The sequence below is a fragment of the Microcystis panniformis FACHB-1757 genome, assembly GCF_001264245.1.
In the GTDB taxonomy this organism is placed as follows: Bacteria; Cyanobacteriota; Cyanobacteriia; order Cyanobacteriales; family Microcystaceae; genus Microcystis; species Microcystis panniformis.
Genome location: NZ_CP011339.1, coordinates 522330 through 546918 on the forward strand (window position 1 = coordinate 522330; position 24589 = coordinate 546918).

General features: G+C 39.4%; 18 protein-coding genes and 1 pseudogene. 11 read left to right on the forward strand and 8 right to left on the reverse strand.

Going from position 1 to position 24589, the window contains the following annotated elements:
* The first annotated feature begins 391 nt into the window (after window positions 1-391).
* Window positions 392-922, forward strand: a complete 531-nt coding sequence (locus tag VL20_RS02635) for a universal stress protein (RefSeq protein WP_052275520.1) — start codon at window positions 392-394, stop codon at window positions 920-922.
* Here VL20_RS02635 and VL20_RS02640 read toward each other — a convergent pair.
* Together VL20_RS02640 and sppA are read right to left on the reverse strand one after the other, a co-directional pair.
* Window positions 912-3071, reverse strand: a complete 2160-nt coding sequence (locus tag VL20_RS02640; protein ID WP_052275521.1) for a ComEC/Rec2 family competence protein — start codon at window positions 3069-3071, stop codon at window positions 912-914. The two genes, VL20_RS02635 and VL20_RS02640, sit on opposite strands and share 11 nt — an antisense overlap.
* 54 nt (window positions 3072-3125) lie before the next feature.
* On the reverse strand, window positions 3126-4940 hold the full coding sequence (gene sppA, locus VL20_RS02645) for a signal peptide peptidase SppA (RefSeq protein WP_052275522.1): 1815 nt from the start codon (window positions 4938-4940) through the stop codon (window positions 3126-3128).
* Between the two features lie 663 nt (window positions 4941-5603).
* Between sppA and VL20_RS02655 the strand changes: the two genes are divergently transcribed.
* Window positions 5604-6971: a DNA cytosine methyltransferase gene (locus tag VL20_RS02655; protein ID WP_052275523.1), complete on the forward strand. Its 1368-nt coding sequence runs from the start codon at window positions 5604-5606 to the stop codon at window positions 6969-6971.
* Here VL20_RS02655 and VL20_RS02660 read toward each other — a convergent pair.
* From VL20_RS02660 to VL20_RS02675, 4 genes are all read right to left on the reverse strand, one after another.
* A complete protein-coding gene (locus tag VL20_RS02660) occupies window positions 6968-7780 on the reverse strand; it encodes a TdeIII family type II restriction endonuclease (RefSeq protein WP_045357158.1) in 813 nt (270 codons plus the stop codon). The two genes, VL20_RS02655 and VL20_RS02660, sit on opposite strands and share 4 nt — an antisense overlap.
* A gap of 22 nt (window positions 7781-7802) precedes the next feature.
* Entirely contained in the window at window positions 7803-8030 is a 228-nt protein-coding gene (locus VL20_RS02665) for a helix-turn-helix domain-containing protein (RefSeq protein ID WP_008203587.1), read from the reverse strand.
* A gap of 144 nt (window positions 8031-8174) precedes the next feature.
* Window positions 8175-8405, reverse strand: coding sequence for a type II toxin-antitoxin system HicA family toxin (locus VL20_RS02670; RefSeq protein ID WP_002744591.1), 231 nt, complete (start codon window positions 8403-8405; stop codon window positions 8175-8177).
* Window positions 8402-8641 (reverse strand): type II toxin-antitoxin system HicB family antitoxin, encoded by a 240-nt coding sequence (locus VL20_RS02675; RefSeq protein WP_002777417.1) that lies wholly within the window; start codon window positions 8639-8641, stop codon window positions 8402-8404. The genes VL20_RS02670 and VL20_RS02675 overlap by 4 nt, the downstream gene beginning before the upstream one ends.
* A gap of 138 nt (window positions 8642-8779) precedes the next feature.
* Here VL20_RS02675 and prfC point away from each other — a divergent pair, with 138 nt between their 5' ends.
* The 8 genes and pseudogenes from prfC (at window position 8780) to VL20_RS02720 (ending at window position 20875) form a co-directional block, all read left to right on the forward strand.
* Window positions 8780-10414 carry a peptide chain release factor 3 gene (gene prfC, locus VL20_RS02680; protein WP_052275524.1) on the forward strand — a complete coding sequence of 545 codons (1635 nt, stop codon included), beginning with the start codon at window positions 8780-8782 and terminating at the stop codon, window positions 10412-10414.
* Window positions 10415-10526: 112 nt separating this feature from the next.
* The gene (locus tag VL20_RS02685; protein WP_052275525.1) at window positions 10527-11237 is read left to right on the forward strand and encodes a lysophospholipid acyltransferase family protein; all 711 of its coding nucleotides are present in this window, start codon (window positions 10527-10529) and stop codon (window positions 11235-11237) included.
* A gap of 346 nt (window positions 11238-11583) precedes the next feature.
* Complete coding sequence (locus VL20_RS02690; RefSeq protein WP_052278361.1) at window positions 11584-12615, forward strand: GntR family transcriptional regulator; 1032 nt, start codon at window positions 11584-11586, stop codon at window positions 12613-12615.
* Window positions 12616-12989: 374 nt separating this feature from the next.
* A complete protein-coding gene (locus tag VL20_RS02695; protein ID WP_052275526.1) occupies window positions 12990-14114 on the forward strand; it encodes a vWA domain-containing protein in 1125 nt (374 codons plus the stop codon).
* A 17-nt stretch (window positions 14115-14131) separates the two neighbouring features.
* Window positions 14132-17285, forward strand: a pseudogene (locus VL20_RS02700) (tubulin-like doman-containing protein).
* A 92-nt stretch (window positions 17286-17377) separates the two neighbouring features.
* Entirely contained in the window at window positions 17378-19915 is a 2538-nt protein-coding gene (locus tag VL20_RS02705; protein WP_072923736.1) for a hypothetical protein, read from the forward strand.
* Window positions 19916-19921: 6 nt separating this feature from the next.
* A complete protein-coding gene (locus tag VL20_RS02715; protein WP_052275527.1) occupies window positions 19922-20563 on the forward strand; it encodes an OmpA family protein in 642 nt (213 codons plus the stop codon).
* A 78-nt stretch (window positions 20564-20641) separates the two neighbouring features.
* The gene (locus tag VL20_RS02720; protein ID WP_012268074.1) at window positions 20642-20875 is read left to right on the forward strand and encodes a hypothetical protein; all 234 of its coding nucleotides are present in this window, start codon (window positions 20642-20644) and stop codon (window positions 20873-20875) included.
* A gap of 51 nt (window positions 20876-20926) precedes the next feature.
* On the opposite strand, the gene VL20_RS02725 is transcribed toward VL20_RS02720, so the two are convergent.
* Both VL20_RS02725 and VL20_RS02730 read right to left on the reverse strand, forming a co-directional pair.
* Entirely contained in the window at window positions 20927-21487 is a 561-nt protein-coding gene (locus VL20_RS02725) for a Uma2 family endonuclease (protein WP_052275528.1), read from the reverse strand.
* 5 nt (window positions 21488-21492) lie between these two features.
* Complete coding sequence (locus VL20_RS02730; RefSeq protein ID WP_052275529.1) at window positions 21493-22083, reverse strand: Uma2 family endonuclease; 591 nt, start codon at window positions 22081-22083, stop codon at window positions 21493-21495.
* Between the two features lie 552 nt (window positions 22084-22635).
* On the opposite strand from VL20_RS02730, the gene VL20_RS02735 reads away from it, so the two are divergent.
* The gene (locus tag VL20_RS02735) at window positions 22636-24555 is read left to right on the forward strand and encodes a long-chain fatty acid--CoA ligase (protein ID WP_052275530.1); all 1920 of its coding nucleotides are present in this window, start codon (window positions 22636-22638) and stop codon (window positions 24553-24555) included.
* Window positions 24556-24589 lie beyond the last annotated feature (34 nt).

Sequence of the window (24589 nt, forward strand, 5' to 3'; positions counted from 1 at the left end):
ATCAGCATCTGGCTGTAAGCATCCCACCGAAAAGCTAATGCGCTCCGGGGTTTGGGTAGGGTTGATTCATGAATCAACCCTACCTTGAATCAACCCTACCTTGAATCAACCCTACCTTGAATCAACCCTACCTTGAATCAACCCTACCTTGAATCAACCCTACCTTGAATCAACCCTAGGGTATCGTCTCGGAGTCTCCCCAAATTGTTAATTTTTTTGGGGATTTAGCTACATCATCCGAAAAATGTCACACTAGAGGTAGGGGAGCGTCAACTATCAGTCATCAGCTTTCAGCAATTTTTGGCTATTTCCCCAGGGTATTGCTGGCAGCCGGTGGGAAAAAAGATTAACTTCAACCCTGACTTTATCTGCTATCGAGGAGGTTAATTCGATGAATAATACGGAAACACTCTCAGTCGATCGGGATACCAACAAACTCTATAATAAAATTCTCGTGGCTGTGGATTATCAAGATGTCACTCCAGAGGTATTGAATACGGCTATTCTCTTAGCGAAAACCTACGCTAGTGAGTTGCGAATTGTTTATAGTCTGTCTAAACCTTTGACTCCCTACACGGAAACTTTTATTTATGGTAATCTGATCGGTTATGGTGGTGGTTATCCCCCCGATATGATCGCCTTGCAACAACAAATCACCGAAGAAATGCAGGCGGAATTACAAGCTTGGTTAAACGGTTTAGTCGATCGAGCTAAGGAAGATAATATCACAGCCCGGGCTGATTATTATATCGGTGATCCGGGGCAGAAAATTTGTCAAGTTGCCCAGCAAGAGGGGGTAGATTTAATTATTGTTGGTCGTCACGGTCGATCGGGTTTATCTGAGTTAATCTTAGGTAGTGTCAGTAATTATGTGGTACATCATGCTCCCTGTTCGGTTTTGGTGGTACATATCACTCATTAATTAGAAAGGGTTGAAATCCATTTTTTGCTGTCCATTGAATCGCACCATCTCTCCCCGTCCAGTAAGTCTTAATCCGGGCCTTTCTCAGTTGATTTCTGGCATTACGGGAGAGATTGTTGGTGACGGCGATCGCTGTTTGAGGTCGAATGGACTCTAACCATTGTTTATCTAGATTGCTTCCCTGCCATAATAACACTAGGGGGCTGAATTCTTGGGATAAATTAACGGGATTTTTCGGGTTGATAATCCAGAGCCAAGATTGATTTTTTACCTGAAATTTAAATAAATTTTTCTCGAGCAATTGTCCAGTAATTTCGCCGAGATTAAATTTTTCTAACTGGGATAAAGTAATAGTTTTTTTGATTGGTATGTCCTCACTGATAGTTGAGAATTGCGCCGAATTATTGACGGTTATTGCTCCTTGTATTTGATTAATTCCCTCCTGTCGCAAAAAAGGCAAAACTGTATAACGTGCTGTTGCGGGTTCCTCCCCATTAATTAAGAGAGTATTTCCTCGATTTTGAATAATTATTACCGGTTGCGATTTGGTGGCTAAAACTGTCACCTGAGTTAAAGTTAAATGCTGATAAATAATCGGTATTAAAATTAAAGTGAGGATAAATAAACCGATTAAATGCCACCGTTGACGAAACCAGATATTAAAGCAGATTAAGGTAAGGCAAATATAAATAATTAACATCACTCCTAAGGATAATTTACCTGTGGAGTAGGTACTAAAAGGAAGCAGACTAAAAAAGTTGGTAATTTGCAGTAATAACTCTAGAGGGTAATAGAGAATACTAGCACCGATACTGCCCAAAGGGGGATAAATTAAGCCTAAAAAGGCAGTAAAAACTCCTCCTAAACTAATCAGGGTAACTAGGGGAGTTGTGATAATATTAATGGGGATATTATAAAGAGCGATCGAGTTAAACGTAAACATTAATAAAGGCATAGTCCAGAGAGTGGCAGCTAGACTAATAGCTATAGGTTCAGCGATTAAATTAGGGAAATAGTCAATTTTATTTTTCAGTAAGGGAACGGTAATAATTAATCCCAAAGTCGCTAAAAAACTTAACTGAAATCCTAAATCCCAAATCCAGAGAGGTTGCCATAATAATAGAATTGTAGCCGCTAGTAACAGGGAACCTAAACTATTAACTTGTCGATTATAAAGCAGACCAATTAATGCGCCAATTCCCATCAAAATCGCCCGCAGAACTGAAGGTTGTAACCCTGTTAAAGTGCCGTAAATTATTAAGATAGTAACGGCAATAGTGAACTGTTTTTTAGGGGATAAATTGCGAGTAACAGTTAAAACAAATCCCAACAAAATAGACACATGAAAGCCAGAAGCTGCTAAAATGTGAGCCAATCCAGTTTTAATAAATAAATCAGTGATTTTTGCTGGCAAATTAACCGCTTGTCGTCCGAGGGTAATCGAACTTAATAAAGTGCCTTTTTCTTGGCCTATTCCTTGAATTTGTGCCTCAACAATGCGCTGACGAATCTGCCAAACTCCCCAAGTCGGTGATTTTTTATTGATAATTATTTCCCCTTTTAAACCAGCAAAAGCACCCTGACGCGCTAGATAATTAGCAAAGTCAAAAGCATTGGGATTATTGGCACGACGGGGACGATAGAGTAATCCTTTAACTGTTATTTCTTGTCCGGGATAAACCTGATTTTCTGCTAGATTTGGTAGAGTAACGTAGAGTTTACCTGTGGATTTTTCCTTTGGTAAATTATTGAGGCTAAATTCCTTTACTTCTAACCAAAATTGTAAATTTTCTCGGCGATTGAGACGAATTTCTGATATAATACTGCCCGTGATTTTAATAGAGTTAACCACATTATTTTTTAAAAGATGACTGATATCGTTTGCGCTGGGGTAAGGAGTGCGAATTTCTAGATAAACAACGGCAAAGATAGCTATTAATCCCGCTATCAGCCAAATTTTTTGCGGGGGACTTTGCCACCAAAAACGACGGATAAAAGTTGTGGTTAACAGGGTAATTAGACTGATAATAACAATTCTAATTACCACTTCTTGCCATCGGTTTAACTGGGGACTAAAATCTAGCAGACCTGTAGATAATAATCCCAAAATATAGGCTAAACCAAGAATAACGCTATTAGGGCGATTCATAGAAATTTTTGTCAAAGAATTTCAGAATTAGAGAGCATTATTTTTACCTAAGTATCAGCGAAAATCGAGATTAAAAAGTAACTTAGCATAAACACTATGGGTATCGTTAAATGTAGGTAACTTCAATAATTCCTGCTGAAAATTTTGCCATTCCTGCGTCAAAGGGTGATTATTTTTAGTGAGAGGAGGAAGATAGGTTTGCAAGAAATTAGAGAGGAGTTCTTCTTGCCAACTTTGCGAGCGAGGATATTCTTTAAGACTCCAATCATCCCCTAATTTAGCTGTTTTGGCTGCGTATTGTACTGCCACTTCTAGACCACCAATTTGATCAACTAAACCAATTTTAACCGCATCTTTTCCCGTCCAGACACGACCTTGGGCCACAGTTCTAACCTTGTCTGGGGATAATTTTCGCCCCTTGGCTACCGTCTCGATAAATAAATCATAGAACTGATTAACTGCCGCTTGATAAATTTCTAATTCTTGGGGATTTTTCGGTCTGGTAATAGTAGATATATCGGACAATTTTCCAGTTTTAACCGTATCCCAATCGATGCCATTATTATTAGCAATCTTCTGGATATTTAACAACAATCCAAACACACCGATCGAACCAGTAATTGTATCATTATCGGCAAAAATTCTTTGACCACCCATCGCAATCCAATAACCCCCAGAAGCTGCCACATCACCCATAGAAATAATTACCGGTTTTTTCGCATCTAAACGCTTAATTTCTCGCAGAATCACCTCGGAAGCGGTGGCACTTCCCCCCGGACTATTAATTCTCAAAACTACCGCTTTTACCTCCTCCTTCCCTTGTAATTTTCGCAATTCCTTCGCCAATTTATCCCCACCGATTTCGCCTCTATCTCCCTGACCTTCTACGATTGTCCCTTCTGCATAAACTATCGCTATTTGATCGCTACTATCTCCCCCATCATCATCGAGAGAACTAGCATAATTAGCTAAAGAAATTTGCGAAAAGGAGCCAGAGTTTTCCTCCTGATTAGTTTTATTTTTTGCTTCTCCTGTCAAATCCTTTGCTAAAGCAATTACTCGATCTAAATGGGCCACTTCATCAACAAAACCCGCCTTTTTCGCTGTGGTTGCTTCCAGAATACCTTGAGTATCAGAAATAGTTTGCACCTGTTGGGGTGTTAAATTGCGACTTTTGGCCACTGTGGAACTATAATTAGACCAAATTGTATCGAGTAGGGTTTGCAGCTGCTGACGATTCTGGACACTTAAATCCTGACGCGTATAGGGTTCCACCGCACCTTTAAAAGAACCCACTTTTACCACTTGTACCCCCACACCATATTTTTCTAGTGCATCGGCAAAAAAGGTTTGTTGACTACTTAAACCATTAATTTCCATTCTCCCCACGGGATTAATAATCACCTTTTCAGCAACGGAAGCGAGATAATATTCCTTTTCCGTCCATTCCACATCGTAGGCGATAATTTTTTTACCCGATTGGCGAAATTTTGCCAAAGCTTGCCGCACTTCCGTCAGGGTAGCATAGCCATATTCACCGACAGTGCCGCGACCGTAGAGTAACAGACCGACAATACTATCATCAAGGGCGGCCTTTTCGATCGCCGCTATCACCTGTCGCAAATTTAAAGTGATCCGACTCTCACTGGTCAAACTATCGGCTAAACTTGAACTAGGGGGAGCATCGCTGATATTGGTGGCTAAGTTAAAAACTAAGACTGATTTTTCCTTAACTGAGGAGCTATCGCTAGAAATCAGGAAAGAAAGCAGTAAAAATGCTAATCCCCCCACACCTAGGGACGAAAATACCAATAATCCCAATAAAGTTCCCAAGCAACTAGCGAAAGTTTGTTTAAAAAACTGACCCATCGGTTTTCATCTACTACTAATTATCCTGTTTCCTATTGTAGGGATTCCCCGCCCAGAAACAAGTTTTTTATCTGACTGCCTGACACATCTTGGTGAATCACCGACAGGTTAAGACACGGATGCGAGAGAACCAAATTCGGTCAAAGAAATCTTGTTTAGCTGGCTTGGAAGCAAAAATTGGTTCGAGGGATGAAACCCTTATAGAGAAAGACATTCGGCTATTTTTGTCAATTGTTTTCGCTCTAGAACAAAAGTGGTCTAGATTTTTTACTTCTATCTTTGACATTTTTCTTGACTTGAATATTTTTTGAGAACTTTTTTAGTTTCTCACTTTTTCTGCCCGAAGAGCATAAGTATAAATACTTAAGTTATTTTCATTTTATATGCTACCAGTCATAAGCTGTTGACTATCTAAATTGCTCGTTAAGGCTGCAAGGGAGAAGGGAGCAGGGAGAGGAAGTTTGAGCATTTGTACTAAAATTTTCAATCCGCAGTTTAAATTCAGTACAGCTTACTACAATTGGAAGTGCGGAATGTGGGTTAGAGGTCTATTATTGTCGTGCCTCGATCGGCTGAAAATACCGAAAAAAAACTCTTAAGTTATACTAAAATAATTAATACAGATAGGCATCTTCCCAGACGGTGAAAAGGAATTATTGACCCTTGAAAACCACAGTTAAAGTCAGCACACAAACCCAATTACCCCTACATCTAGTTATCACCCATCCCCAGTATCGTTTTATCGATTTATTCGCGGGAATCGGTGGGTTTAGAATCGCTTTGGAGAAATTGGGAGGACGTTGTTTAGGCTATTCAGAAATTGATAAACAGGCCATCCAAGTTTATCAACAAAATTTTATTAGCTATCTCAACAGCGATGAAATTGCTTTCGGAGATGTGAGTAAAATTAGCAATTTACCCGATAATCTCGATCTTATTGTCGGCGGCGTTCCCTGTCAACCTTGGTCGGTGGCGGGATGTTTACGGGGATTTGAGGACCCCCGGGGAAAACTCTGGTTTGATGCGATTAAATTAGTCCAGAAAAGTCAACCGAAAAGCTTTATTTTCGAGAATGTCAGTGGGTTAGCTAGTCCTCGCAATCAGGAGAATTTAGAGTTAATTATCGATGAATTAACCAGCTGTGGTTATCAAGTTTACTGGCAGTTATTAAATGCCTACGATTTTGGTTTACCCCAGAATCGCGAGAGAGTTTTTATCGTAGGAATTAGAAAAGATATAGACAACTATGATCGGTTTAAATTTCCTTTACCTTTGGGTATCCATCCGAAGGTTTTAGATATTTTAGAAGACATCAAGAATATTCAACCCGTCGAGAAAGTCAAGTTATCCGCAGATACTTTATTTAATGGTTTTGTTCCTCCATCGAGAACTCGTTTTCAAAAAGAAGATGAATTAAATGACTTTTTTATTTTTTCTGATTTAAGAAATGGTCACACAACTATTCATTCTTGGGATATTATCAAAACTACGGAACGACAAAAAAGTATCTGTTTAGCTTTGCTGAAATTAAGACGCAGTAAAAAGTATGGCGAAAAAGATGGTCATCCCGTGGCTTTTTCTGCTTTTTTGGAAATTATACCCGATCTAAAAATCGAGGAACTAAATCAGTTAGTTTCTCTGGGGATTTGTTGGCAAACGCAGGAGGGGAAGTATGAATTTATTAACTCGAAAAATATGACGGGAATTAACGGCATTTATCGGATTATTTTACCGACGGCCGATATTATTCCTACCCTAACCGCTACGGGTGCTAAAGATTATATTGCTACTATTTCAATTACCGCTACTCATCCCCAAGAATACAAACAATTGTTTTTAAAGAAAATCTATAAACCCAAAAAGTTTCGAGAAATTACTCCCCAAGATGCGCGTAAATTACAAGGATTCCCCGATAATTTTATCTATCATCCACAGCCGGCTATCGCTAAAAAACAATTCGGAAACGCTGTTCCTGTACCAGTGGTGGAGGCAGTAGCAAGAAATTTACTAGAAATAATTTTACCAAATTAATTATCTAGATAATTACGAAACTTTTGTCTATACTTGTTGATAAATGCTTGATCTTTTTGAAGATCAATAAAAGCTTCTTTAATTAATGACCAAGTATTGATTTTACCAGAACAAAAATCCCAAAATTCATTTTCAACCCATATATCATGATGTTCCTCTAGAGGATACATTTTATTTCCCTGTGATTGCCACCATGTTTGAGGTAAGAAAGGATTAAAAGGAATAACAATTCTTGTGTGAATACTTGCTAAAGGTTCACGGGACAGCCGATAACAATACCAATCTAACAACTGGTCGCTAAATCTAGAGCCATCTCCCCTATTGGGATGTGTAGCTTTTAAATCAAACACATACTCAATGTTGTCTTTGATTAAATAAATATCTACTCCATGACCAGAAGGAGGATCGATATAATTGAGGTTATTCCTATTTATTTTCTTAGCTACTACTCTAAGTCTTTCAATGCACTCTGTCATGGATATTTTTTGTTCTTTCGATTTTCTGAGACTTTTTAAATTATCGAGTTCACTTCTTAAGTCTTGAGGAAATGGACTAGGTTGTAAAAGTTTTTTATCCTGCTTATATAAAATACGAAATCCATTATCTTTGGCTAAAAAGTTTGCTAATTTTTCCCAGAAAGTAGTTCCCATGCTTGTCGTTAGTCCAGTCATCACAGAACTAATCTGTCTCTCCTCTGGAAATAAATAATCTAAAATATGATGATTCCTAGGTTTGGGTTTTTTAAAATAGTTTTCTATTGAGTTTTTAATTAGCTTTTGAATTTCTATCACTAACTGGTTATTATCCATACTGAATTGCAATTAATCAAATTTATAGATCAGCAAAAAGATCAGCAATAGATATATCAAGTGCTTTGGCTAACTTTTCGATATTTTCTAAAGATACATTACACTTACCAAGTTCAATACTGGAAATATAAGTTCGGTGCAGTTCCGCTTTTTCAGCTAAGATTTCTTGAGATAAGTCAAGTTCTCTTCTGCGTCTTCTGATAGCTTTACCAAAACGATGTTTGATATCTAAGGATTCTTTTTGTGCCACAGATCAATTATCAAGAAAGTGTATGAGACATTTCTACAGATTATAATTCACATTTTGCAGATTATAATTTACATTTTGTCTAAAACATTGGTTCGTTCCTCTGAAAGTACAATTGCTGCTATCGCTTCAACTATCTTTTAACTCTTATTTTCGTAACAACTCGAAAAATGTTTCTTTATCAAGACCAATATCTTGAATCATACCCATGAGAGTACCTTGCTTAATATCTTTTCCTGAATGAATAGGGATCACAACCCTACATCCACCACTATTTTTGTAAATAGCATGGCTACCTTTTTGACGATCCAAATAAAAGCCCAATTTTTCAATAACTTTAATAAACTCCTTGACTTTAACTGCGGGATACTGACTCATATTAAAATATTTAAAGGCTTAAAAATCAAATCTTCTTTGGGAATGGGTTGATGATCAGCTATCAAACTTTCGAGGTACAATTCCATAGCTTCTGTAATATTGACAATCGTTTCTTCAAAAGTGTCTCCTTGAGAATGACAACCTTGAAGCGCAGGACAAAAAGCGTGATAACCACCGTCTGACTCTTTTTCTAGAATAACGGTGTAGTTATAAATTTGTTTGGTATTATCACTCATAACACTATCAGTTGTGGATTGTAAATTATCCTAGCATAGACTTTTTTTAATGACTTTTCCCGGAGCGATCGATTTTTTGAGCGGATTAACTCCCCACTTAAACTAGAATAGAAAGATAGGAAAGCGATCGAAATTAGAATGACGACCGAAATTGAAAAAGAACTAGAAACCGGCGAAGCTGTCTTGGAAAAACGGCGAAATTTTGCCATTATCTCCCACCCTGACGCGGGAAAGACCACCCTGACCGAAAAACTGTTACTATACGGGGGTGCAATCCATCAAGCGGGTGCAGTCAAAGCAAGACGCGACCAACGCAAAGCCACCTCCGACTGGATGGAAATGGAAAAACAACGGGGAATTTCGATTACTTCCACGGTTTTACAGTTCGATTATCGTGATTTTCAGATTAATCTCCTCGATACTCCCGGCCACCAAGATTTTAGCGAAGATACCTATCGTACCCTAGCCGCTGCCGATAATGCGGTGATGTTAATCGACGCAGCCAAAGGTTTGGAACCGCAAACCAGAAAACTCTTTGAAGTGTGCAAACTGCGTCAGTTACCCATCTTCACCTTTGTTAACAAAATGGATCGCCCCGGCCGCGAACCCCTGGACTTATTGGACGAAATCGAGCGAGAATTAGGATTACAGACCTATCCCGTCAATTGGCCGATCGGAATTGGCGATCGCTTTCGGGGAGTCTTCGATCGAGCCACCCAGACCATACACCTGTTTGAACGTCGCTCCCACGGCTCTCAGGAGGCGCAGGAAACCGTGATCGAGCTTGGCGACCCCAAAATTGAGGATTATCTCGAAAAAGACCTGTATTACCAGTTAAAAGAGGATATAGAACTGCTCTCGGAATTGGGTGCGGAATTGGATTTGCCAGCAGTCCACGCAGGAGAAATGACCCCGATCTTTTTTGGTAGCGCGATGACCAATTTTGGGGTGAAATTATTCCTAGAATCCTTCCTCGACTATGGATTACTACCCAGAGGACGCAATTCCTCCCTAGGAGTCCTTGATCCCACCTATCCCGATTTCACCGGTTTTGTCTTCAAACTGCAAGCAAACATGGACCCCAAACATCGGGACAGGGTAGCCTTTGTGCGGGTATGTACGGGGAAATTTGAGAAGGATATGGTAGTAAACCACGCTAGAACTGGTAAAACTATCCGTTTATCCCGTCCTCAGAAACTTTTTGCCCAAGATCGGGCAGTTATTGAAGAAGCTTATCCCGGAGATGTGATCGGATTGAATAACCCCGGGGTCTTTGCGATCGGTGATACGATTTATATGGGTAAAAAGCTCGAATACGAAGGGATTCCCTGTTTTTCTCCGGAATTATTCGCCTATCTCAGAAATCCTAACCCTTCCAAGTTCAAACAGTTTCAAAAAGGAGTCTCGGAATTGCAGGAAGAAGGGGCCGTACAGATATTATCCTCGATCGATGAATTTAAACGCGACCCGATTTTAGCCGCCGTCGGTCAATTACAGTTTGAAGTGGTGCAATTCCGTCTTTTAAGCGAGTACGGAGTCGAAACTACCCTCGAACCCCTAGCCTATAGTTTAGCCCGTTGGGTCGCCGGGGGTTGGGCCGCTTTGGAAAAAGCAGGTAAACTCTTTAATACTTTAACCGTCAAAGATTATTGGGGTCGTCCCGTCTTATTATTCAAAAATGAGTGGAATTTACAGCAAGTCAAAGAAGATCATCCCTCTTTGCAATTAAACTCGATCGCACCGGTAGGAGCGGGAGTACAACCCCAATCCTAACCATTAATCCCTCAAGACAATTGCCGAACTGGTCAGGACAAGATAGCGACCCCCAGACAACTGCACTAAAGTGGAAGTGGTCAGAAAGTCTCGATCTTTCCTAACACTTCGGATGTCTCAAAGCACTATCGTTGACGAGTCCCTCACCATTAGAAAAATTCCTGCTGTCAATTCCCGAATTAATCCCTGTTTAATTCGCTTTTGTTATTTTCTGGGAAATTATCTGGTTTTACCAGCTTTTTTCAGCAAAATAACGGTTACGGGCCAGGAAAATATTCCCCTAACGGGGGGTGTCATCCTTGCACCTACCCATCGTTCCCGTTGGGATGCGCTGATTTTACCCTACGCAGTGGGACGCTTAGTTACTAGACGCGATTTGCGCTTTATGGTTTCCGCTAACGAGATGAAAGGGGTACAAGGTTGGTTTATCCGACGTTTGGGGGGTTTTCCCGTCAACACCGATCACCCCGGTATGGGTAGTCTGATCCATAGTGTCGAACTTTTGGCCGCGGGGGAAATGGTGGCGATTTTTCCGGAAGGGGGTATCTGTCGCGATCGAGTGGTTCATCCTCTTAAACCGGGGGTAGCGCGGATCGCGTTGGAAGTTAAGACCATGAAACCCGATGCAGATATCAAGATTTTGCCGGTAAGCATTAGTTATAATCAGCCTTACCCTGGATGGGGAAGCGAAGCGACAGTAAACATCGGTCAAGGGATTAATGTGCTTGATTATCAACAAAATTCGCTAAAACGGGAAACTGTCCGCTTAACCAAAACCTTGAGCGATCGCTTAAAACTTCTCCACGAGGATCAATCCCCTTAATCAGCTGTTGATACTAAATCCTGTTCAAAAAGTATAGTATAGTCGGGGGGTCACTGCGTGCGCGTTGCGGGGGGAAATGGGGTGATAGGGAAGTGGGGTGTGGGGAGAAACAATTCATAACTTGAGAGTTAATCACACTATTAAAAACGGATTTGGTATGACTATCTACCGCATGAGTGGGATTTCGGGGACGGATTAAAATGATTGTTTTAACTATTTTTAAGTAAAAAAGTAGCTTTTCTAGTTTAAATAAATAATATTTTGGTGTTTGCTGCTTCTGGCTCCTGAATACTGCCTCGAAGACCCCTCAGATCGGGGAAGATATCCGATTGTTGCCGGAGGTCTAATGATAGAATGGGCATCAGCGAAAGTAGTTTGTGAGCGAAGTGATCCGATGCAGTTCCAAATCCAGCCCGACAGTGAAATACCCGCCTCTAAGCAATTATTTGACCAAATTCGCTTCGCTATCGCCTCTCGTCAGTATCCCCCGGGCCATCGTTTACCTAGTACCCGTCAACTAGCTATGATCACGGGATTACACCGTAATACGATAAGTAAAATTTATCAACAACTGGAAGACGATGGGTTAGTGGAATCGATAGCAGGTTCGGGGATTTATGTCAAGGCTCGCGGACATGAAAACGATAATTTATTGGGTTCGCCCCTATTGGAACAAAATCCAGAAATAGGCCGACTAATTCGCCAGAGTTTGGCTGGTTTTCTCGCTCAAGGTTTAACTTTAGAGCAAATTCGCGAGTTATTACTGGCGGAAATCGATTGGCGATCGCAGTGTAGTTCTCAGGTTCTTGTCACCATTCCCCGTCACGATTTGGGTGCAGGAGAACTAATGTTGAGAGAATTAGAGCAATCCCTCAAAATTCCCGTCCAATTAGTGGCAATGGAGGATTTAGCCCAAGTTTTAGCCAATACTAAATCTGCCACTGTTGTCACCAGTCGCTATTTTATCAGTGTGGCGGAGGAAATTGCCGCTCCTTTTCACCTACGAGTCATTCCCATCGATATCTACGATTACAGCAAGGAATTGGCATTAATCAAAAAATTACCCACCGATAGCCGTTTGGGGATTGTCAGTATTAGCACCGGTATTATTAAGGTGGCCGAAATTTTAATTCATAGTTTACGGGGCGATGATTTATTAGTTATGTCTGCCCAAATTCATGAAACGGATAAGTTAAAAGTTTTAGCTCGAACTTCCCAGACAATTATCAGTGATCAGGCGAGTTATACTTTAATTAAAAATCTGATTAATGAAGTGCGATCGGATTTAATTCGTCTGCCAGAAATTATCTGTAGTGATAATTATATTGGGGATAAATCAATTCAATTGCTCAGACGAGAATTAGGATTAGGTGGTTAGAGGATAAAAGACACATTTTAACCTCTGAATCTCTCCCAATCCCTTTACTGTTACCTCTTGCCTTATCTCAACAAGCAATTTAAGTAGGGAGGCACAATTATTTGTAGGATGGGTTAGCGGTAGCGTAACCCATGCTGGCGTTGGGTTTCATGCTTCAACCCAACCTACGTTCATCTTATATTTAATTCCACTCACCCACTTAAATGCGCGGGCAGCTGAACTTTAAAATTTAGTTTAATCTATGGTTACTATTGACAATGACCTAGGGCAAATCGAGAATAAAAGCGAAAAAAACTTTTAGGAAGTATTAAATTTTTAGTACAATGGCGAAAGAATAGGGATAAGCTCAATTTTTCACTCTCGGACGAGGTTAGATGAAAAGTGCTGAATGTTTAACGGTATCCCCCGGTGAACCGCTTACTGATTGGCAAAAACTGGGATTAGATTTGGTGGCTCGTTGGCAGGGACGAGATGTTATCCTAGCGATCGATCTTACCGGCAGTGTTAACTTTAATGATGAAGGACGCACGCGCCTCGGTCAAATTATTCGCGATAGTTTAAAAAATAACGATTCCGTTTATTTAGTCCCCTTTGCTGATAATGTTCAACCGATTACAGAACCGATTTTAATTCGCGGAAGGGAAGATATAGACGCGGTTTTAAAGTCAATTCCTTGGCAATCTAGCCAAAGTGCTAAAAATACCGATATTCAGCGCGCAGAATGGCACGTTTATCCCCGACTGGCACGCTTAAATCAGTGTCGTTTAACTGCCAATCAAGCTATCAAACCCCAGTCGGTAGTTTGGATTACCGATGCACCCCTTTCTACTGCCGCGGGGATTACTTCACAACAGTGGATAGAAACCCCAAAAAATAGCCCTTTTCGTCTTGCTAATTCTCCCGAAAGTTTGGAAAGACAAAACTGGCTTAATTCCCTACCAATTAATCTAAGAACTCAAGAAATTACTGCCACTAACGGCAATAAATATAAACTATCAGTTGTCGATATTGCTCCCACAGCACAAGAGTTTTGCACTCCCGCACCGGGAGGACAAGAAACCTGTTTGATTAATCCTTATCTCTTGAGTCAGTTATGGTTGCCAGCATTGGTAATTACATTAATGGGAATTGGGGGAATAGTAGCGAGTATTTTGGGAATTCGTCACTGGTTGCGGTTAAATACTGCTTGGACTATTAAAGTCTCATCTAATGATGATGACAATGAAACCCAAAAATATATTTTAAAAACATCCGAAAGAATTAACATCGGTGGTGATGAATATCATAAGAATACCATTCCTTGTCATGGGGAAGAAATTCGCTGCTATTTAGAAAGACGCGGCAATCAGTTATATCTAAAACCCACTAAACAAGCAGAGATTTTTTATCGAGGTAATCAACTAACTCAGGAGGTGAAGATAGATAAAAATTACCTGACTTTAACCTATCACCATAACCATCAAGATTTCGACCTACAAATTCAGATTAGCAAAAAATAACTCAGGAGATTTAAACCATGGCTAACACCAGTCAAACCCGCGCTATCAAACGGACAGTTATCATCGGATTAGGTGGTACTGGTCGAGATGTGTTAATGAGAATTCGTCGCTTTATTATTGATAAGTATGGGAAGTTATCTAACCTACCCGTTGTCAGTTTTGTTCATATTGACACAGACAAAAACGCTTTCAATGGTTCGGGTTTACCCACAGGAAATAGCTATCACGGGGAAGAAATTCTTCTATCAGCTGCCGAAAGAGTATTCATTAATATGAATGCTCAGGATGTTAACAATCTAATCTTTGAACTTGAACACAAAACCCTTTTTGAAAGTCCCTTTTCCCATATTGAAAGCTGGTTAGACCCAAGACTAAAAAAACAAATAACTGCCATTGAAAATGGTGCGGGGGTATTCGTCCCGTCGGTCGTTTAGCTTTCTTCCATAACTATCAAAAATTCAAGAGGCAATTGAAGCAGCGGAAAGACGAACTTCTGGTCATGAACCCTTTATGTTTAGCGGTAAAGTTAATGGTCAAAGTTTTAATGTCCAAGAGGGTTTAAATGTCTTTGTTGTCGGTTCTTTGTGTGGGGGAACTGGTAGCGGTATTTTCCTCGATGTGGCCTATACTTTGCGTCATATTTTACAACAAACCGCCGAATATACATCCTTTGGTTATTTAATAATTAGTCCTAAACTTTATGGTGATGGGGCAATTATGAGAGCTAATACCTATGCAGCTTTGAAAGAGTTAGACCATTATACCAATGAAAGTAATTCCTTTCAAGTCTGTTATGATAAACAAAATTTCGTCAACATCGATGAAAAACGTTCTCCTTTTGATTTTGCCTACTTAGTTTCTAATCGCACTGCGGGAGATTACCGGATTAATAACAAAGGTAAATTATGTAACGTCATTGCTTACAAGATTTTCTTGGATTTTGCCGATGAGTTATCTCCTCACATCAAAAGCAATCGGGATAACTATAAAGACCCGATGATTCGTAAAGATAATCATCCTTTTCAGATGTGTCAAGGTTATATCTCCTTTGGACTAGCGAGGATTTATTTTACTCGCGACCGAATTGTGCAGATTGGTCTCAATCGTTTTAGTCTCAAATTAATCAAATTTTGGTTAGAGGGATATGGTCAAAGTCCCAGTGGACAAGAGTTATTAAGTAAGTTCCTAGCTAATTGGAGTACTCAAAGTAATAAGGATGATTTTACTGCCAGATTGGAAGAAGCAACCCTAGAGAATAATAAAACTTTTTCTAAGACTTTAACCTCTTGGAAAAATTCCCTAGAGGAAGAAATATCCAATAGTCAAGATTTGGAGAATTTACCCCAAACCGTCAAGCAATCCCTAGAAAAAGAGTTTCGCAAAGTACAAGGGGGAGAAACAGATAGCAGTCGCGGAATCTGGTTAACTCTGACCCAACAAACGCAACCCAAGTTAATCGAAAAATTTAAGTCAGATATTGACCAATTTTTGGAGATTCTTCTTAATCCTGATAGCTTAGAATTTTCTTTGGAAAATAGCCTATCTTTTTTGGTCGCTTTACAAGTACAGATTAATACCTACAAGGGGAATCTAGAGGAATTATCTCAGGATAATAAAGGGTTTCATTCCTCGGAAAAAATTGATAACATTTGGCGAAATGTTAAACAAACTCTCGAAGATATAAACGGGAAAAAGTCTGTCTTCAAGATGTTTAATAAAAATGCCAATAGTGAGAGAATCAAGGCCGAGTTAAGAGACTACGTTCAAAGCGGACAAAAATTAATTCAGCAGAACTTTAATTTCAGCATCAATGGGGAATCCAGAAAGATTGTTGAAGCGATTCTCAAGCATATTTCTAGTCGAATACTGCAGATACAACAACTGAAAGAATCCCTATATCAGCTAATCACAGAATACGATAAATACGAACAGGAGTTAATGCAGTTAAATCTCGACGAGATGACTGGGGAAGGTATTTTCCCAGAGGAGAATATTGATAACTGTATCCCTGACAGTAACTCCCGAACTCAATACATTTCCGTTAGCCAAAAAGTCACTAATAATTTAGGCTATAATGCTTCCTTATTCAGTTTATTTAGCCAATCCTTTGTTATTGATAATGAGACTCTCAAAGAGACCCTAACAGCAACAATTGAGAAACAGTTTCAATCAGTAAGCACTAATAAGATTGATGCAGTAATTAAGCGATTTATGGGTCAATATAAACCCCATGATTTTCCTGAACGCTTGGCGCAAATTCTGCGAGAAGCTGATTTAATGTTACCCATAAATGTTAATGATGCTTACTATCGCTTGGAACCAGATAAAGCATTACTAATTGGGACTAAGGATGATAATTCACCCACCATGCAAAGATTCCTGAAGACTCTCGAATCTGATTTAAATATTAATCGGGGTACTTCTTTTAAATCAATTCAAACGGACGAAGAAATCCTAATTACCTACGAATTTGGTGGGTTTCCCCTAAGAATCATTACTGATTTATCTGGGTTACAAAAAATCTATCAAGACCAAAAGAGAATAAGCATTTTACACAATGATTACAGGATAGATTTTGCTGATATTATCCCACCACCTGCGAAATTAATTGAGGAATTAGAGTTTATTTTCTATCCCGCAATTGCTCTCGGTTTACTAGAATACGATGAGGAAGATGATACTTATCAATTAGTCATCGAAGGCGATTTATTTAACAATAAGTCCATTATCGATATTAGCGGTAATTGGCGACTTGCTTTAGAACAATTTGCATCTCGTAAGGACATGATTAATGCTTTACAGATACTGCTTAATCAGGCAAAAAATGAGATTTTGGCTAATCCTCCTCTATTATTTACTAACGAGGGTGATTATTTCCAGAACGTCAGCTATTTTGTCAACAATGTCAAAAATTTACCCTCCTATCACCCCAATTATCGCTACAAAGATAAGGTAGCTGGACAAGATGGAAATACTCGACAGGAGGCAAAAGAAGGAATTATCACCCGTTTTGTTAATCAACTGAAAATGGAACTAGAAAAACGTGCTGCTGAACAGAAAAAACTCGACAAACAACAGCAAAAGCAACAAACTTTACTGGGAACAAATAATAACAGTAGTCAACCCAGTTTACCCCCAGAGGTTAGCACTACTGATGAATGGTCAAATTAATCAATCTTAATAATGTTTCCCCAGCTATCTGAGGAAACATTCACCCCCTAACTCTCTCTATCAACCACAATTCGAGGTATCCAATAACTATCATGGCATTACTTAACCTTTTTCCCCCCTATCTGATTGTTTTAACTCTAGTCTTGGTTATTTTTCCCACCGTCTTAACTCTGGGAATCCGGATTGCTCTCTATAAACATCTCCAAGAGTCAACTGTAAAAGTCAAGCGCTTAATTCGGGGAGAAAGTCGCGGGGTTCAACCTAAAATTATCTCTAATCTAGAGAATAGATTTAAGATAGCCAGTAGTCAACTAGATGATGTTAATACCGCAGCTTTGGTAGATGGTTTATACCATGAAGAACAATTTACTTTCATGTCTAAATCTCTTAGCTGCGAGAAATGGGATTATTTTGTAAGAGTCTTACCCAATCTCCTCCTCGCTTTTGGTTTGTTGGGAACTTTCCTCGGAATTACTCTCAATCTGACGGGAATCAGCACACTTATCGATATCAATAATGTCGATGTGCAAAGTTTAGGAGAAAAGCTCAAAACTCCCCTAGAAAGTATGGGGATTGCTTTTATCACTAGCTTAATTGGTTTAGCTTGTAGTTCTTTACTGACTGTGATTAACTTAATCTTTAATACCCACCTTGCTAAAGTAAATCTAATTAGTTCCCTAGAAGACTATTTAGATAACATCTTGCAGCCGACTGTAGAAGGGAATAGTCGCTTGAATAAAGCGGTTGATAGCATGGTGGATAAACAGCAAGCATTTCTGACTAACTTTCATACCGAGGTGACGAGAGTATTAGAATCTTCTTTAGGAAAAGTTGCTAAAGAAATTGCTGATGGTAATCAGGAAACAGCTAAGTTAGTCACCCAGGTTTGTGAAAGATTAACTGAAACCGCAGGAACTTTATCTACCGGTGCGACGACTTTTCAGCGTTCAGCTTTTGAACTTAACCAGCAAGTACCAATTATCACGCAAGCAAACCGAGAGTTTACACAATCCTCTCAGGAACTAAAAAATAGTGTACTGCTTTTTAAACAAGCGTCAGAGTTAATTGAAAAAAGTAACTTCTCTGGTAATATCGAAAGGTTTACCGCTAGTTTAGCAGAAACTCAAGGGAGATTTTCTCAATCCACTGCACTACTAGAGCAGAATATCGGGGAGATTATCAGCAGTAATAAAAGAGCTAACGATTTAGCAGAACAAGTGTATTTAAATATCCAAGAATCTTCTCAAAAATTACAAAATAGTGCGGTAGGTTTTCTGGAAGCTTCCGAAAAAATCGAAAGTAGTCAATTTGCCGATAAGTTAGTGCAAGCAACCGCAGATTTAATGACTGCTCATCAACAGTTTGCCAATTCTACTACAGATTTAAACCAATCAACTCAATCTCTAGCTTCTTTAACTCAAGACTTCCAGCGTTCAATGACAACTATGGTTGAGTTAGGAATAAAAATTACTGACTTGAATCAAAAATCTGAGACAATCCTAGAACAAAATCAGCAACGATCAGTCACCGAACAAGAAAAGTTATCTAACATCCAGGGAGAATTAGTAAAATTAATCGAAACTGTGAAAACCTATCAAGACAGTTTTAACTCCGAGTCGAAACAATTAGGAAACCAACTTATCAATCGTCTCGATGAAAGACTCTCCCAAACCTCCGATAAAATTCTCACTGCTTCCCATGGGATTGAGCGCTCTAGTAATAATCTCGATGTGACTAATGCTAACTTGTCTCGGTTAATTGATACAGTGACAGAGCAAGTTACTCAAGTCTCTGAGAAAATCCTAGAACAAAATCAGCAACGCTCAGTCACCGAACAAGAAAAGTTATCCAACATTCAAGGAGAATTAGTAAAATTAATCGAAACCGTGAAAACCTATCAAGACAGTTTTAACTCCGAGTCGAAACAATTAGGCAATCAACTTATCAATCGTCTTGAGCAAAGACTATCCCAAACCTCCGATAAAATCCTCACTGCTTCCCATGGCATTGAGCGCTCTAGTAATAATCCAGAGGTGACTAATGCTAACTTGTCTCAGTTAATTGGTACAGTGACAGAGCAACTTACTCAAGTCAAGGAAAGCTTACAGTCTGAGTTAAACCTTTTAAGCAATAACTTAGGGATGGTAGTTGATGATAAATTAACTAAGAACTCAGAACAATTAAAAGCAGTTTCCCAATCTATTGAGAAAACAGCCAATCAATTTGGCAGCCTTAAATCAGATTTTTCTCAAGTAATTAATTCAGTGAACACCAACACCAGTCAATTAACTGCTAACTTAGAATCTTTGCGAGATAAGTTAGAGAAAGTTATCGCTAAGGAAAATAAATCGAATCAGAAAATGATTGAACACATCTATGGAGAAATTCAAAAATGTTTAGCAGAACTGGAGAAAATTAACGATATGCGTTCTGAATTTTCTAACTTAAAGGATGAGATAGAAGAACTTTTTGAGACAATCCCTAATCCTGCTCAAAAAAATGTTCAGTCTGAATTTTCTAACTTAAAGGATAAGATAGAAAAACTTTTTGAGACAATCCCTAATCCTACTCAAAAAAATGTTCAGGATGACATTAACACCATATTTGATAACTTCACTAACAAATTCTAAGCAATTATGTCTAGACGTACCTACTACCGAGATGAAGATAAATCGGTGGATGTTTATCCCGCATTTACCGATTTAATGTCCAATGCTTTCATGATTCTGAGTTTATTTCTCCTCTTGGCACTTTTTCAGTCCTATAATCTCATCAGCAAACTGGAGGAAGCTAACCGAAAACTGCAAACAGCAACCCCCATAGTTATCGATGAAAAATCAGGAAAATTTAAATTTCAGTCGGGAAGTGCCCAATTAAACCCAGCTTTAAAAACCTATATTCGTCAGCGCATTATTCCTGCTATCGAAACCATTACCAAAGACAGAGAAATCGACTTTATTCAAGTAATTGGACACACCGACGGACAGGGAATACAAAAGACAAGTAATCTCGATAAAAATATCGAATCGGTTGCCAGCAGAAAACAATCTGTTAAAATGCTAGTACCCGGTTCTAACACTGATTTAGGATTAATGCGCGCTTTAGCAGTCGTCCAAGAAATCGAAAACACAGGTAAACTCAAAAACGTCAAATTTCGAGCTTTTTCCGCAGGACAGTTATACCTACCCTCGGGTAAATTAGCTGCGGTTAATCGTGACGCAGATGCAAGCAGACGCAGAATTGAAATCCGTTTTATTCCCCCCGGTAAAAAACAATAAGGCAAAAAAATCTAGAAATTTGTTTTTTTATCTTTTGCTTGTTACACTGAGGAAAGAACGAAATTCAAATCAATATCTATGGAACAAAACACTTTAGAGGGGACTTGGGAAGAAATTTTACAGCATAGTGCTAAATTAGCTGGTCAGCGAGTGAGATTGACCATTCTACCTAATCAATCTTCCAATTCTTCCACTCCAGAAACTCTAGACCAAAAATTAAAAGGACGAGTTGGACGAGTTTATTTTCAGCCATCAGATTTATCTGAGCGAGTAGAAGAAGTTTTTACAAATATTTTAGATGATAAAGACTAAACGGTATGGAAATCAACCTTTTGAGGTTGTACCTTAATGATTTTTCATTCCCTAGAGGGTGACATCCTCGTATAAATCCCGAAAAGATGCCGTCAGATTAATACTCTGCAAACTAAAACTTTCTTGCTGATAGGTTTGCAGAATCCATAAACCCTGTTCACCCCGTCGAAAAGTTTCTACTCGTTGGTGTTTACTATTGACTAGGACATATTCCTCTAAACTTTCTAGAGTTTGATAATCATTAAATTTATCACCCCTGTCAAAAGCTTCTGTGGAATCGGAGAGAACTTCAATAATCAATTTAGGAAAACTTTTGTAGGTAGCAGTTTCTCTATCTCTGTCATCACAGGTGACAATAATATCAGGATAATAAAAGTGATTGCGCTTCTCTAATCTGACTTTCACATCAGCAAAATAAACCCGACAATTGGAACCCCGCAAATGATTACGAATGATAAAAGTGAAATTGAGTCCGATAATATTATGAGTATCCGTTGTCCCTGCCATGGCGTAAACTTGTCCATCGATATATTCATGTTTAATGGGACTTTTTTCTTCAAACTGAAGATATTCTTCTGGGGTGAGATTATTATAGTTAGATAAAGCAATCATGGTTTTTAAGGAATTTGGGGAGTATCATTAACCGTTTCTAGGGTGACATCCTCGTATAAATCCCGAAAAGATGCCGTCATATTAATACTCTGTAAACTAAAACTTTCTTGCTGATAGGTTTGCAGAATCCATAAATCCTGTTCACCCCGTCGAAAAGTTTCTACTCGTTGGTGTTTACTATTGACTAAGACATATTCCTCTAAACTTTCTAGAGTTTGATAATCATTAAATTTATCCCCCCTGTCAAAAGCTTCTGTAGAATCGGAGAGAACTTCGATAATCAATTTAGGAAAACTTTTGTAGGTAGCAGTTTCTCTATCTCTGTCATCACAGGTGACAATAATATCAGGATAATAAAAGTGATTGCGCTTCTCTAATCTGACTTTCACATCGGCAAAATAAACCCGACAATCGGAACCACGCAAATGATTACGAACAATTGTGTATATATTCCCCGCAACAATATTATGAGTATCCGTCGTCCCTGCCATGGCGTAAACTTGTCCATCGATATACTCGTGTTTAATGGTACTTTTCTCTTCAAACTGAAGATATTCTTCTGGAGTGAGATTATTATAGTTAGATAGAGCAATCATCGTTTTTTCTGCTAATTACAACTTTATTAAGTACCTAAGCAGGTAGGTGTTAAAAATTGTCGGCACCCCCCTTATTAAGGGGTAGGGTTGATTCATAGTAGGGTTGATTCATAGTAGGGTTGATTCATAGTAGGGTTGATTCATAGTAGGGTTGATTCATAGTAGGGTTGATTCATAGTAGGGTTGATTCATAGTAGGGTTGATTCATAGTAGGGTTGATTCATGAATCAACCCTACCATGGGTAGGGAAGGATCAGAGGCAAAATCTATCTTCTATTTAATTAGAACCACTTACCTAAGCAAAATTAATTATACATCTAAGCCGTTAGCCTTTTCCGTAATCAGTAAGCAGTATTAAGTAACAGTACATTCCCTGATTACTGTTCACTGTTCACTGATAACTGAAAAGTCTCCTCTCTCCGAGTCTCGACTAGGAAATTAACTTTGCAGGATTAGATACCTGTTGAAATACTGTCTAGGAGAACCGGCAAAAAGAGCCTCGAATGGTTAATCTATATGTTATTACTCTTGTAACCCTCTATAACTACTGTTATGACAACCCTAATTGACTATTCAAATATTCAATCTTTACCCGAAGTTTGGTCAATAGTTGCCCAGCGTTTCCCCGATATTATCGCCCTGCACGATCCCCACAGTAAACCGGAAGTAATTATCACCTATCGGGAACTTTATCAACAAATTCAGCAATTTGCCGCCGCTTTACAAGCATTAGGAGTCACAGAAACCGAAAATGTCGCTTTATTTGCCGATAATAGTCCCCGGTGGTTTATTGCCGACCAAGGTTCCATGGCAGCCGGGGCAGCCAACGCGGTACGATCTGCTCAAGCAGATGCAGAGGAATTAGCCTATATTCTGGCCGATAGTGACAGTCAGACGCTGATTGTGGAAAATAACAAAACTTTAGGGAAATTGCTGGCGAAAATCCCTGAATTGCCCCTAAAATTAATCGTGCTGCTCACCGACGAAGACCCCGCTACTGGGGCGATTTCCGTGCAGACCTTAAATTTCAAGCAACTAATGGCGATCGGGGCTGAGAACACCCTTAAACCCATCACCAAGAGCGAAAATGATCTGGCTACCCTCATCTACACATCGGGAACGACGGGACAACCAAAAGGGGTGATGTTAAGTCATGGTAATCTCCTCCATCAGGTACGCAACTTAAATGCTATCTTTCAACCGGATCCTGGGGATCGAGTTCTAAGCATACTACCTTCATGGCATTCCTACGAGCGCAGTTGTGAGTATTTCAGTCTAGCTCAAGGTTGCACCCAGATTTATACCAGTATTCGCACTTTTAAGCAGGATTTAAAGCAGTTTAGTCCGCAATTAATGGTGGGAGTTCCCCGTCTTTGGGAATCTCTTTACGAGGGTATCCAAAAACAATTTAGCGAACAATCGGCCACAAAACAGAAATTAGTGCGATTTTTGCTAGAAAAGTCGGAAAAGTACGTTATTGCTAAACGTATCGCTGATAATCTCAGTCTAGATCATCTTCATGCTTCCCCCGGAGAAAGACTAAAAGCAAGAATTCAATCCCTCTTACTCTATCCCCTCCATGCCATCGGTGACAAGCTAGTTTATGGCAAAATTCGCCAAGCAGTGGGAAATAAAGTTAAAATCTTGGTTAGTGGCGGTGGTTCCTTAGCCAGACATCTAGATACTTTCTATGAGATTGCCGGAATCCCGATTTTAGTTGGTTATGGACTGACAGAAACTTCTCCTGTGGCTACCGTCCGTCGTATCGATCATAACCTGCGCGGGTCTGCCGGTCGTCCCGTCTTTCAGACAGAAATCTGTATTGTCGATTTACAGAGCAAAGAAGTCTTACCCACAGAAAAACACGGTTTAGTTTTGATTCGCGGTCCGCAGGTGATGCAGGGATACTATAAAAAACCGGAAGCAACCGAAAAAGCGATTTCTCCCGATGGTTGGTTTGATAGCGGTGATATTGGTTGGTTAACCGCTGCTGGGGATTTAGTCTTAACCGGACGGGCCAAAGATACAATTGTTTTGAGCAATGGTGAAAATATCGAACCGCAACCGATTGAAGATGCTTGTTTACGCAGTCCCTTTATCTCCCAAATTATGCTAGTGGGACAGGATCAAAAAGCTTTGGGGGCTTTGATCGTGCCTAATCTTGATATACTGGCCAATTGGGCCCAAGAACAGAAAATATCCTTAAATTTACCCGATCTTCACAGCGATCGCTCAATGATTCTTTCTAGCGATCTCTACAGCAAAAAAGTCTTAGCTCTCTACCAACAAGAATTAAAGCGCGAGGTGAGAAATCGGCCCGGTTATCGTGCCGATGACCAGATTAAAACCTTTGAGTTAATTTTAGAGCCTTTTTCCCAAGAAAACGGCATGATGACCCAAACTTTAAAGATTAAACGACCGGTAGTAACGCAACGCTATCGCGATATGATTAACGAGATGTTTGCCAAGTAAATATTTCTGGCAAATATTCCCTAACCCCTTGACA